Source organism: Myroides odoratus (assembly GCF_965118575.1).
In the GTDB taxonomy this organism is placed as follows: domain Bacteria; phylum Bacteroidota; class Bacteroidia; order Flavobacteriales; family Flavobacteriaceae; genus Flavobacterium; species Flavobacterium odoratum_B.
Genome location: NZ_CBCPHW010000027.1, coordinates 33954 through 46664, shown reverse-complemented (window position 1 = coordinate 46664; position 12711 = coordinate 33954). Strand labels below are relative to the sequence as shown.

General features: G+C 33.4%; 8 protein-coding genes and 5 tRNA genes. 2 read left to right on the top strand and 11 right to left on the bottom strand.

From position 1 onward, the window contains the following. Positions 1-249: 249 nt before the first annotated feature. The 7 genes from ACMHJ2_RS16820 to ACMHJ2_RS16790 form a co-directional block, all read right to left on the bottom strand. Positions 250-324: transfer RNA gene (locus ACMHJ2_RS16820), tRNA-Val, on the bottom strand. A 25-nt stretch (positions 325-349) separates the two neighbouring features. Further along, positions 350-424 (bottom strand) — tRNA-Val (locus ACMHJ2_RS16815). 23 nt (positions 425-447) lie between these two features. Then, positions 448-522 (bottom strand) — tRNA-Val (locus tag ACMHJ2_RS16810). A gap of 26 nt (positions 523-548) precedes the next feature. Next, a tRNA-Val gene (locus ACMHJ2_RS16805) sits at positions 549-623 on the bottom strand. Between the two features lie 46 nt (positions 624-669). After that, positions 670-747 (bottom strand) — tRNA-Val (locus ACMHJ2_RS16800). Between the two features lie 87 nt (positions 748-834). After that, entirely contained in the window at positions 835-2052 is a 1218-nt protein-coding gene (locus ACMHJ2_RS16795; RefSeq protein ID WP_413514019.1) for a bifunctional folylpolyglutamate synthase/dihydrofolate synthase, read from the bottom strand. A gap of 181 nt (positions 2053-2233) precedes the next feature. Next, positions 2234-3322, bottom strand: a complete 1089-nt coding sequence (locus tag ACMHJ2_RS16790; RefSeq protein WP_413514018.1) for an anhydro-N-acetylmuramic acid kinase — start codon at positions 3320-3322, stop codon at positions 2234-2236. A gap of 100 nt (positions 3323-3422) precedes the next feature. Between ACMHJ2_RS16790 and ACMHJ2_RS16785 the strand changes: the two genes are divergently transcribed. Next, positions 3423-4565 carry an acyl-CoA dehydrogenase family protein gene (locus ACMHJ2_RS16785; protein ID WP_413514017.1) on the top strand — a complete coding sequence of 381 codons (1143 nt, stop codon included), beginning with the start codon at positions 3423-3425 and terminating at the stop codon, positions 4563-4565. A gap of 81 nt (positions 4566-4646) precedes the next feature. Here the strand turns inward: ACMHJ2_RS16785 and ACMHJ2_RS16780 are convergent, their stop codons facing one another. Then, positions 4647-5513: an energy transducer TonB gene (locus ACMHJ2_RS16780; RefSeq protein ID WP_413514016.1), complete on the bottom strand. Its 867-nt coding sequence runs from the start codon at positions 5511-5513 to the stop codon at positions 4647-4649. A gap of 296 nt (positions 5514-5809) precedes the next feature. Here ACMHJ2_RS16780 and ACMHJ2_RS16775 point away from each other — a divergent pair, with 296 nt between their 5' ends. Further along, entirely contained in the window at positions 5810-8254 is a 2445-nt protein-coding gene (locus tag ACMHJ2_RS16775) for a hybrid sensor histidine kinase/response regulator (RefSeq protein WP_413514015.1), read from the top strand. 95 nt (positions 8255-8349) lie between these two features. Here the strand turns inward: ACMHJ2_RS16775 and fabV are convergent, their stop codons facing one another. The 3 genes from fabV to ACMHJ2_RS16760 form a co-directional block, all read right to left on the bottom strand. Then, positions 8350-9546, bottom strand: coding sequence for an enoyl-ACP reductase FabV (gene fabV, locus ACMHJ2_RS16770; protein ID WP_413514014.1), 1197 nt, complete (start codon positions 9544-9546; stop codon positions 8350-8352). A gap of 231 nt (positions 9547-9777) precedes the next feature. Then, positions 9778-10623, bottom strand: a complete 846-nt coding sequence (locus ACMHJ2_RS16765; protein ID WP_413514013.1) for a helix-turn-helix domain-containing protein — start codon at positions 10621-10623, stop codon at positions 9778-9780. A 276-nt stretch (positions 10624-10899) separates the two neighbouring features. Then, on the bottom strand, positions 10900-11850 hold the full coding sequence (locus ACMHJ2_RS16760) for a helix-turn-helix domain-containing protein (RefSeq protein WP_413514012.1): 951 nt from the start codon (positions 11848-11850) through the stop codon (positions 10900-10902). Between the last annotated feature and the right edge of the window lie 861 nt (positions 11851-12711).

Below are 12711 nucleotides of genomic sequence, written 5' to 3'. Positions count from 1 at the left end.
AGTAGTAGTAGTAGTAGTAGTAGTAGTAGTAGTAGTAGTAGTAGTAGTAGTAGTAGTAGTAGATAGTAATGACATATCAAATGCGATCTCTCCATCGTCGAGGTGACATACGAACTGGACAAGTGAATCAAAAAAAGAGGCTGTTTTGTACCATGCCTAACTTTTGCGCTTGACCTTAAATAAGGGGGTAGTTATTTCAAAAAAATAGAAACAAAAAAAGCCTACTGTAAAAAGTAGGCTTTTTTGTTGTGGGCGATGAGGGGTTCGAACCCCCGACCCCCTCGGTGTAAACGAGGTGCTCTGAACCAGCTGAGCTAATCGCCCGAGCGTAATCTATTTTAAAATATTGTGGGCGATGAGGGGTTCGAACCCCCGACCCCCTCGGTGTAAACGAGGTGCTCTGAACCAGCTGAGCTAATCGCCCGAATGAGTTAATTTAAAATATTGTGGGCGATGAGGGGTTCGAACCCCCGACCCCCTCGGTGTAAACGAGGTGCTCTGAACCAGCTGAGCTAATCGCCCGAATTAACTTCTATTTTAAAATATTGTGGGCGATGAGGGGTTCGAACCCCCGACCCCCTCGGTGTAAACGAGGTGCTCTGAACCAGCTGAGCTAATCGCCCAAAAATATATTTCTATACATTCGGATATTTTCAATACATGTAAGAATGGTGGGCGATGAGGGGTTCGAACCCCCGACCCCCTCGGTGTAAACGAGGTGCTCTGAACCAGCTGAGCTAATCGCCCTTTCTTATTAGAACGTGAAATCTTTTGTTGATTACGGGTGCAAATATACGACTGGATTTTAGCTTTGCAAGCTTTTTACTACTTTTTTTACAAAATTTCTGCAACTACGAAGGTACTTCCTCCTATGTAAATCAAGTCTTCTGTCTTTGCTAAAGCCTTTGCTTTTTCATAAGCTTCTGGTATTGAATCACAAACCTCTCCTTCTAATCCAAATTCTTTTGCTTTATCTTTTAAAATATTGGCGTCGAGTCCTCGTAAAATAATTGGCTTTGCAAAAAAATAGATGGCCTCTTTAGGTAAAAAAGGAAGTACTCCTTGTAAATCTTTATCATTGACTACACCAAAAACAAAATATAAATGATCGTATTTCTCCTGTTTGAGCTGTTCCATCACAATTGAAATTCCATGTTCATTATGTGCGGTATCCGCAATTACCTTTGGATTTTCTTGTAGAATCTGCCAACGCCCTTCTAGTTTTGTATTTGCTACAACATGCGTTAAACCTCTTATTTCGTTTTCTATACTAATTTCCCAATCTTTGCGCAACACGTCAATTACCTGACGAACAGTTCGAATATTCTTTTGTTGGTAGTGTCCTTTTAAATCAGACTCCAAGGTATTAGACGCAAACGTTTCGGAGGCAAAATAAATAGGGCTTTCCATTTCTTTGGCCTTTTTAAAAAAAACAGGTTTTGTTTCCGCAACATATTCACCAATTACAACGGGAATATTAGCCTTTATAATTCCTGCTTTTTCCCCTGCAATGGCTTCTAACGTATTCCCTAAAAAAGCAACATGGTCTTTGCCTATATTGGTAATAACGGATACCAGTGGAGTAATAATATTCGTTGCATCTAATCTTCCGCCCATTCCCACTTCTATCACAGCTATATCTACGTGTTGTTCTTTAAAATATTGAAAAGCCATACCAACGGTCATTTCAAAAAAACTCAGTGACTCTCTTTCAAAAAAAGGTTTATTAGTTCCAATAAAATCAACAACGAAATTTTCTGTAATTTCCTCGCCATTAATTTTAATGCGTTCTTTAAAATCTTTCAAATGGGGAGATGTGTACAAGCCTACCTTATAGCCAGCTTCTTGTAAAATAGAAGCCAACATAGAAGAAGTAGATCCTTTGCCATTGGTTCCAGCGATATGCAAGGTTTTAATTTCCTTTTCAGGATGATGCAAATGAGCAACTAACTTTTCTATATTTGATAAATCTGCTTTATAAGCAACTGCCCCTTGTTGTTGATACATAGGCAATTGATCAAACATCCACAAAACGGTTTCTTGATATGTCATGAGTCTAAAGGAATAAAACTTAAGTTCTATTTTGTAATTAATTAAAAAAACGGTCTTTATTCGCCTTGCAAACGGCGAATAAACGAACCAAATATAGGTTGTTTTCTTCGTTTTATGCCAACGGATTAACGGTTAAAACAGCGGTATGACCTTTCTTTTTCTTTCTTTTTGGATTCTATTTTTACCAAACACGATCAAAAATATCATAGATAACTCCAGCACTATGATCATATTGTGCTCCAGTAACACTAGCCAACGTATTGACTTCATCCCTTACTTTTAGCACACCTAATAAAGCAAAAATTAAAGCTTCTTTATAATCGACAATAAGAGAATCTGGAATTACAAACTCATAATGAGAAGCGTGAAATTCAATGCGACTCATTAAATAATCATTATAGACTCCACCTCCTGTTACCAAAATTTTTGCTTGTTCAGGTAGTTGGATGCCTTGTGCTATCTGTAGGGCAATATGTTCAACCAAAGTAGTCAAATAATCTTCTGGTTTATTGGGATACAAGGCGAGTAAAGGTTGAATATTACTTGTAACAAATTCTACACCCAAAGATTTAGGAGCCGTTTTACTATAATACTCTAAAGCATTAAGAGCTTCTAATAAAGGAAGGCAAATAGTACCTTGTTGGGCTATTTTTCCACTAGCATCATATAATAGTCCCAATTTACTTGCTTGTTCATTTAGCAACACATTTACAGGGCATAAATCAAAAGCAATGCGATAGTTCAATTTATTTTCATAGGAGACATTCGCAAATCCGCCCAAATTTAAACAAGCCTCATAAGCGCCAAACAACAAACGATCACCAATAGGCACTAAAGGTGCTCCTTGTCCTCCAAGTAATACATCTTGTACGCGAAAATCACACACCACTTTATGTTGAATTAAATCGGCTAGTACAGGTAAATTACCTATTTGTACTGTATATCCTAAATCGGGACGATGTAAAATAGTATGTCCATGTGAACAAACAAAATCAAGATTTTCTAGTGCATTTTCTTGAATAAAAACGGTAATAACCTCTGCTAAAAAAACAGTATATTCCTCGTCTAACTGATCTAAAGCTGTTTTATTTAGACTAATTGCGCTTTTCAATTTCATTCTCCATGCGTCAGAATACGGCAAGGTTTGGCCTTTTTGAACTTCAAAAGACCAAGCTTCTTCTTTATAAGACAAAGTTACATAAACCAAATCTACACCATCTAGTGAAGTACCAGACATGATTCCTAAAACGTGATACAGACTATTTTTCATAGGTATAAATTTAAGGATAGAAATTGAATATTTGATATTATTCCGCTATATTTGAAAACAATAAATTTGTACTGCTTACAAAGCATAAAATAAACAATCAATGGATTTTAAATTAACAGAAGAACAGCTCATGATTCAACAAGCTGCTCGCGATTTCGCGCAAGCAGAATTATTATCGGGCGTTATTGAAAGAGATGAACACCAAATATTCCCAACTGAACAAATCAAAAAATTAGGAGAACTTGGTTTTTTAGGAATGATGGTTGATCCAAAATACGGAGGAAGTGGTTTAGATAGTGTATCCTATGTATTAGCGATGGAAGAGATTGCTAAAGTTGATGCTTCTGTGGCTGTGGTTTTATCTGTTAATAACTCTTTAGTTTGTGCAGGTTTAGAAAAATATGCAAATGAAGAACAAAAAGAAAAATATTTAAAGCCTCTTGCTTCAGGAGAGGTGATTGGCGCTTTTTGTCTCTCTGAGCCTGAAGCAGGATCAGATGCAACTTCACAGAAAACAACAGCCCTTGATATGGGAGATTACTACCTATTAAATGGGACTAAAAACTGGATTACCAATGGTAGTACAGCGTCTTTTTATATTGTTATTGCTCAGACAAATCCAGAAAAAAAACACAAGGGAATCAATGCCTTTATCATTGAAAAAGGATGGCCTGGGTTTCAAATTGGTGCTAAAGAGCAAAAAATGGGAATCCGCGGTTCTGATACCCATTCGTTAATGTTCACGGATGTAAAAGTACCTAAAGAAAATAGAATTGGGGATGATGGGTTTGGCTTTGCATTTGCTATGAATGTTTTAAATGGTGGTCGTATCGGTATTGCTTCACAAGCTTTGGGAATTGCACAAGGAGCTTATGAATTATCCTTAAAATATGCCAAAGAGCGCAAAGCTTTTGGAACAGAAATCATCAACCACCAAGCTATTGCTTTCAAACTAGCAGATATGGCAACGCATATTTCAGCTGCTAGAATGCTTTGTTTAAAAGCAGCTGTTGAAAAAGATGCTGGTCAAGATATATCAATCTCTGGTGCGATGGCTAAATTATTTGCTTCACAAACAGCGATGGACACAACGGTGGAAGCGGTTCAAATTCACGGTGGAAATGGGTATGTAAGAGAATATCATGTAGAACGTATGATGCGTGATGCTAAGATCACCCAAATCTACGAGGGAACTTCTGAAATTCAAAAAATGGTAATTTCTAGAGGAATATCCAAAGACTAAAACTTTCAATTTTTTTATACAATAAAAGCGATCCTAGGATCGCTTTTATCTTTTATAAACCATCAATTCTATCTCCTCACTTTATTGTACTTGAATTGTTATTGGTAAAGTGAATTGAGATCTTACTGCTTTATTGTCTTGACGAGCGGGTTTCCATTTAGGCATGGTTTGCAATACGCGGACTGCTTCTTTTCCAGCGCCGTACCCGGGGTCTCGCATGACTTTTATATCTGTAATGCTACCATCTTTTTCAACTACAAAAGTCAGAATAACCTGAACTTTACTCACACTATTTGGCACGTGTAATTCACGAAATTTTGAAACAAAGTTTTTGCTAAAAGTAGCTAATCCCTCTACAGGTAAGGCATTTTCTGTTGTGAATTTATAGATTTCATTTTCCATATCTCCAGTACCTTTTCCATTTTCATTTTCATTTCCACCTAATTTTGTACCAGGCTTCTCCTTGATCAAAATAGTTCCTTCCTCCTTGCCTTTTAGTGTTTCACTGCCAACTAAAACATCAACCAAACTCTCTTGTTTTGCCAATTCTTCTGTAACTGCAGATGCCTCTGTGATTTCAACATCAACGAATCTTTCTACATCTAAACGAGACGCAGGCGCACTACTCTCTTCTGCTATAGATTCTTCAACAATAGGCTTTTCCTCTTCAACTTTATTGGGAACAACTATATCGGTTAGTTCAATCACTTCATCAAAAGGGTCTTTGTATTCGATTACCCCATTAGCTAATTCAGGTTTATCGTCAAACAAAGAAGAAATAGCCGTTGGTGCAACAAATACCAAGGCAAACAGACACAACCCACTTCCTAAAGCCAAAAGGGTTGTTCTTGGGCTTTCAAGACGCAATTTGTAGGCGCCATATTGTTTATTTCTACCTGCAAATACAACATCTAACCAATCTTTCTTAAATAAATCATTTTTTGCCATAACGAACTGTTTTTACTGATTAAACCTAAAAATCGCTAAAACATCTAGCGATTTACACTTTTAACAAAACCATTATTTAATTGTTTATACTAAAAGTAATCATTTATAATTAATATACAAACAAAAACAACTAAATTATATATACTAAACAAAATAAACACCCAAACACACAACATACAATAATTGCACTTAATAAAAAAATTAACACTTACTACTAAATACACAGGATGAGATAAATTAAAAAAAGAAGTACAACATTTCGTACCTTCGCAATTCAACTCTAACGAAAAAGGAAAATGAAACCCTCAAAATCGATTAAATTAAAAATAATATTCTTGTATATTATTCTGTTAGGAGCAGTCCTTTATTCGGGTTTTTACATCTACAAAGAAGCAAAAAAATTCACTTTACCTGAAGAGCAAGTAGTGAAAGAAAACAACAAAATTTTTCTTGTTAGTAGTACTTTAAACAACTTGTACTCTTCAGAGATCTATAGTCGAAATGCAATTGTAACGGGTAATAATAAAGACATTAAAAGTTATTATTCCCATTTAGATACCTTAGTAAATCAGATTGAACAAATCAAGCTAACAACTACAGATCAAGCCATACATCAAAAGATTGATTTAGTTCAAGATTTATTAAAAAAGAAGAAAGTAAGTTTCAACAATATTATCAAAGCGAGAAAAGAAATTAGTGAAGAAAGAAATTACAGTGAAGCGATTGATAAAATTTATGACATACGTGATGAAATTGAAAAAAAGATCCAGCCTATTGTGATTCAATCGAAGGAAAAGGAAAAACGCAGTGGTTGGGCTCGATTATTCAAAGGGGATCATACAGATACCATTACAACAACCATCAATTATCCAAGTATCACAGACTCTCTAATTAACGCGATGGAGAGTATTATACTTAGTGCGCAACAAAAAGTAAATTTACAACAAGCAAATTTATTGAGGGAAGAACAGAAATTAGTTATCGAAAACCGAAACATTACGAATGAACTTCGCAAAATCCTAGAGAGTATCGAACAAAATCTTCTTTCGCTTTCTTATCAAAACATAAATGAATCAAAGGCACGTATCAGTACTGCCTCCACTAATATTGCGTATATTGGAGGATCTGCCCTAATTGTCATTATTATTTTAGGATGGATTATCATCAAGGATATCAACCAAACTCAAAAATACAGATTAGAATTAGAACAACTCAACCAAGAAAGAGAAGTGCTATTGCGTAGTAAAACGATGTTATTTGCAACAGTAACTCATGATTTACAAACTCCGCTAGGAAGTTTGATAGGGTTTTCTAATCTATTGGAAAATACGGAACTTACTGGTAAACAAAAGCAATACCTCACCAACATACAAAGTTCAACGCAGTATATTGCCAACTTAATTAATGATCTAACTGATTTCTCAAAATTAGAGAACAACAAAATCAGTATTCAAGAAAAAGCTTTTAATCCCAAGGAATTGGTTGAAAGTATTTGTGCTCCTTTAGTTCCTAATGCAGAGAATAAAAAAATCAAGCTAAAATGGACGGTGGATCAGGCCTTAAATAGCACTTATATCTCTGACCCCTATCGCCTTAAACAAATTGTTACGAACTTAATTACAAATGCCCTTAAGTTTACACAAAAAGGAGGTGTTTTCATTGAAGCAACTAAACTAAGTAATCAATTAGAAATCAAAGTAATAGATACAGGAATTGGGATAGAACAAAGTCAGATTGAAAACATTTTCAAAGAATTTAGTCAAGCGAATGAGGGAATTGAGAAGCGCTTTGGAGGTACGGGACTCGGTTTAAATATATCCAAGCGATTAATCAATTTACTCCATGGAGAAATAAAAGTAGAAAGCATTTTAGGAGAAGGCTCTATCTTTACCCTGACTCTACCTTTGGAAGAAGCCGATGTACAAACAAATAGTTATGCTACAGCAGAGCAATATAAAGAACAATTTACTGTTTTAGCTCAAAATAACATTCTCGTTGTAGATGATGATAAGATTCAACTGCAATTAATGGAGGAATTACTTTCTCCTATTTTTAAGCACGTTACTGTGCTTAATGATTCTTCTGAAATTGAAATTTTTTTAGAAGAATTCAATTACGATATTATCTTAAGTGACATTCAAATGCCTAAAATGGATGGTTTTGAAATGATTCAATTGATAAGAAATAGTACTGCATACAGTGAAATTCCTATAATTGCCTTATCTGGCAAGCGAGATCTTTCGATAGAGGATTTTATGAATGCGGGTTTTACAGCTGCGCATCAAAAGCCGATTCAATTACAAGAATTATTGATTTTAATTACCCAACTCTTACATCCAACGCACGAACTTGAATTGGAGCCAGTCTCAACAGACACTCTCCTTTCGAATCAAAAACCAGAACAATTGTATGACATTGATCAGATTAAGCAATTCATTGGAGAAGACAGCAGTGCATTGCGCAAATTTGTCGTTATTTTTGTAGAGAGTACAAAGGAGAATCTATTGGATATACACTACGCTAAAGACGATTTTGATTGTGAAACCATCAGTAACCTAGCACATAAAATGCTTCCTATGTTTAAGCAACTTCACATCTATCATATTGTTCCCACTTTAGAAAAATTAGAAGATAAAACCGTTCATTTTCAAACCAAAGAGGAGCTTATTCCTTATATCCATACCCTATCACAGCAAATTCAAGAGGTTCTAGATGATTTACAACAAAATTATTTATCCTAGCTAATAGCAACCAAAAGATCTAGAAATAGCGTATTTATTGCAATAAAAAAAGGTTCTTGGAATACCCAAGAACCTTTTTTAAATTTTATAATTTCTTATTTAATACTCGAAATATCTACTAATTCATTTGTTTCAACCTCATAATCAATCGCATCAAATTCAAATCCAAATAGATTAAAAAAGTCTTTTTTATATCCTTCTAAATCCGAAATCTCATTAATATTTTCTGAATTAATTTGTTCCCATAATTTAGCTACTTCTGATTGAACATCTGCTCTCATTTCCCAATCATCAACTCTAATTCTGCCTTCAGCATCTAAAGTGATTGGTTGATTTGCATATAGGCGATCATTAAACAATCTGTACATTTGTTCTATACATCCCTCATGAATATTTTTCTCTTTCATTACTTTATACAATAAAGAGATATATAAAGGCACAACAGGAATTGCAGAACTTGATTGTGTTACTAATGCTTTATTTACAGAAACATAAGATATTCCATGTAAATCTGCTACTAATTCATTAATGGTTGGAACAGTTCCTTCTAAATCGTTCTTAGCCATTCCAATGGTACCATTTCTATAGATTGGATACGTTAATTCAGGCCCTATATAAGAATAAGCAACTGTTTTTACGCCCTCAGCTAAAACACCCGCTGCTTTTAGATCTTCAATCCAAAACTTCCAATCTTCACCTCCCATTACAGCAATTGTATTGTCAATATCACTTTGCTCTTTTACAGGATCAATAGTAATATTAGACACTACACCTGTGTGAAAATCAACCGTTTTATTTGAGAAAGGTTCATTAATCGGTTTTAAAACTGAAGCATAAGCTACACCTGTTTTTGGATGTGTACGTCTTGGTGAGGCTAAACTATAAACGATTAAATCAATCTGACCTAAATCTTGTTTAATTAAATCAATGGTTTGTTTTTTAATTTCATCTGAATACGCATCTCCATTTATGCTTTTTGCATATAAGCCCGCTTGAGCTGCTTCTTTTTCAAATGCTGCTGAATTATACCACCCTGCAGTTGCTGGACGACCTTCGGTAGCTGGTTTTTCAAAAAACACACCAATTGTTGCTGCATCAGAACCAAAAGCTGCAGAAATACGTGAAGCCAATCCAAAACCTGTAGAAGCACCTATTACAAGTACTTTTTTGGGTCCATTCGCTATTTTGCCTTTAGATTTTACATAAGCTATTTGTTGCTTAACATTTTCCGCACATCCTTCAGGATGAGAGGTTAAGCAGATAAATCCACGAGTTCTAGGTTGTATAATCATTATTTATTTTTTTTACTTTACTACGCTTGTACGTTTATTGTGTATGGTGCATTGAAATCTTCAATACTAATACAAATATAAACAACTCTTTTTATATGCAAATGAAATTCACCTCTTCAATTGCATTTTGTAAAAATAAGCAGTACAGTACAGGGTTATAAAACCCTTACTAATAGATCCATACGGAGTAATAATGCTAGATAAGCCTTATTCTGTAGGGCTATTATTTTTTTAGGCATCTCGATTCTGAAGGACGTTTGTGATATATTCTGAAGGGGATATGCCTTCATATTTTTTGAAAGCTCTAAAAAAAGAGGTCCGAGAATTAAATCCACATTCGTCTCCCAATTCGGAAACAGATATATCAAAGTCTTTTTTTTCTAGCAGTTCTTTTGCATATTCAACGCGTAATTTATTAATGTAAGCATTAAAATTCATGCCGTAAATAGTCGAAAAAAACTGTGACAAATGATGCTTTGCAATTTTACTTTCTCGCTCTAAATCATCCAGTGTAAAATTGATTTTCAAGAAAGATTTCTTTTCATTTAAAATATGTTCAATTTTAACTTTGTAAGCAACTAATACGTCTTGCGCTAATTTTGATTTCTCATATTTTAACAGCGCTTGATCTTCAGCGTCTATCTCTGGTAGTGTTTCTGAAATAGACACTACTTTGATGTACTTCAATCGGGTCATATAATAATTAAATACAACCATAGAAAAGCACAATAAAGCAAGATAGGTTATGGAAAGATCATAGTATAATATATTATCATAAAAGATAATTCCCAAAGAAACCAAAGCCATAAAAATCATAATCCACATTACTCTAAGAATCAACAACCGAATTGAATTATTCAACATCAGCTTATTAACTTTAAAATAACCTGTAAAAGCATAGCCTACATATTGCAAAACCTCAATCGAATACAACACGATTAAATAACGATAGGTCTCTGTTGCATCAATTTCAACTTGTTGACTTACAAAATAGCCATAGAGGGCAAGTAGAATAAAAGTTGGAACAAAATGCAATACAAAGAAATAATTCTTTTTGGCTTTTTCTTCCTTTTTCACTTCCTCAGACAATAAGACTAAGCAACAATAAAAGGTTGGGGAGTAAGCGGTATTAAGAGGTAATCCCAAATACAAAAACTTACAATCAACAAATAAAACCCTAAATATTAATACAATACTAATGTGTAAAACAAAAAACAACAAAAAAGCATTCAGTGTTTTTTGTGTACTGGTGGTGGTAGTTAGTTTATTATTTATAATAAAAGATATACTACCCAAAATAATAGTTACCGTTAAGGTAATTAAGTTGAAATAAAATTCCATATACACGCAATACTAAGCTATTTGACTACGATATACAGAAGGTGTTTTTCCAACAAAAAGCTTAAAGTATTTATTAAAGGTAGATTTCGAGCTAAAACCACATTCTTCCACAATAGCTTCTATTGTCAAATTATTTCGCTCTTGTAAAAGTTCTTTGGCATGAAGAATTCTGTACTGTGCCATCATATGATAAAAAGAAGAATTTAATTGATGATTAATCACAGTAGATACTTCTTGTTTAGTTAACCCAACCGCATCTGCCAAATCTTCTAATGAAAAAGACGTAGCAAGAAACTCATCACTTGTTTCAAAGAAATCAACAATAATTCTTTCTTTATTTTCTAGTACAGCATTAAAAGATCGAATATCAGCTTTGCTTATTATAAAATTAGGGACTTGATTAAGTAAGGTTCTATTTCTACCTTGAATATTAATCAAATTCAATAAACTAAATAATAATAATAAAACGATTAATCCGATTTGAAAAAATACATATTCAACTCCAAAATCTGAAAAGATATAACTTACAACAAAGAAAATGCTTCTAGCCATCAGAAATGCAATTAAATAATTGCAGAAAAACCCAATAAAGCCCAAAATACTTTGATTTGAAGAAGAAGGTTGTATGGTTTTCATTTCCTTGTACAATAACATTAAATACGTCAATACATACGCAAAGACCAGTGATTCAATATATTTAAAAGGAAATAAATTAGGCATTAAAATAACGACTATTGCAATACCATAATGTAAGGCAAATTCACCTGTAGAAGGTTCCTCTTTTCCTGCGGTTTTCCTTGTAAAGAAATACAACAAAGGAATTGCCAAATGACTAAAGTTGAGATTTACACCTAGGTAAATCACAGCTAGCTGGATAAGAGAGATTGCTAAAATACTTTTAACGATACTCTCGAAATTAAAATGGTCTTTTAAAAAACCATCGAATGTTTTAATTAGTTTCATAATGTTAGTGGTGATGTATTAATATTAATACTTCTACCCTCACATATTGCGCCGTGACATTACTGCATAGCAATACATCACGATTCTCTATTAAGTGGGGACTTAAGCTAATAGATGTTCGCCTATATACTACTTTTTTATTTTCGTTTAAAGCGTGACAAAATTATCGTTTTTTTTCAAATTAACATATTATTTAACACTACAAAGTGAGATTTACACATTATTCACTTAATCGCTTTTTACCCTCTATTATACTTAAATACACAAGGCAAAACGCTTAAAATTATTAAACATATTTAGCAAATAACAAATATTATCATATTAATTTATATCCATTTAATACAATAAACACAAGCGATTATCCTATTTGTTGTTTTATTTACCTCTACCTACAGCGTTTATAGTTGTTAGTATTGATACATTCAAAACTCAAAATCAATAGATAATATTCATATTATATAATAATCTCATTTCGTATAGCTATTAGACCATTACCCCTTAAAAAGGTCACAAAAAAACTTATATTTTCTCATAAATACACGAAATTCACCTATAATATATATAAAAAACACAACCACTTACAAAGCATAAACAATTTAAAAAGCCAAAATAAAACATATTTAGCCAGTCAATTAGTTAAAATAATAAAATAAAAATATTTTTATTTTAACTAAATCACAATGACATAAAGAGATTTTTGATGTTTATTTTTAGTAAATATAATAATATGCACAAAATGCGACTTTTACATTCTTACTTATCTAGCCATTTATTCTCACTCTTACCATTCACTCTTACCATTCACTCTTACCATTCAATCTTACCATTCACTCTTACCATTCAATCTTACCATTCAATCTT

Excerpts from the sequence above, each read along its gene's own strand:
- ACMHJ2_RS16790 (WP_413514018.1), bottom strand. The coding sequence starts at position 3,322 with ATGAAAAATAGTCTGTATCACGTTTTAGGAATCATGTCTGGTACTTCA.
- ACMHJ2_RS16785 (WP_413514017.1), top strand. The coding sequence starts at position 3,423 with ATGGATTTTAAATTAACAGAAGAACAGCTCATGATTCAACAAGCTGCT.
- ACMHJ2_RS16775 (WP_413514015.1), top strand. The coding sequence starts at position 5,810 with ATGAAACCCTCAAAATCGATTAAATTAAAAATAATATTCTTGTATATT.
- fabV (WP_413514014.1), bottom strand. The coding sequence starts at position 9,546 with ATGATTATACAACCTAGAACTCGTGGATTTATCTGCTTAACCTCTCAT.
- ACMHJ2_RS16780 (WP_413514016.1), bottom strand. The coding sequence starts at position 5,513 with ATGGCAAAAAATGATTTATTTAAGAAAGATTGGTTAGATGTTGTATTT.
- ACMHJ2_RS16795 (WP_413514019.1), bottom strand. The coding sequence starts at position 2,052 with ATGACATATCAAGAAACCGTTTTGTGGATGTTTGATCAATTGCCTATG.
- ACMHJ2_RS16760 (WP_413514012.1), bottom strand. The coding sequence starts at position 11,850 with ATGAAACTAATTAAAACATTCGATGGTTTTTTAAAAGACCATTTTAAT.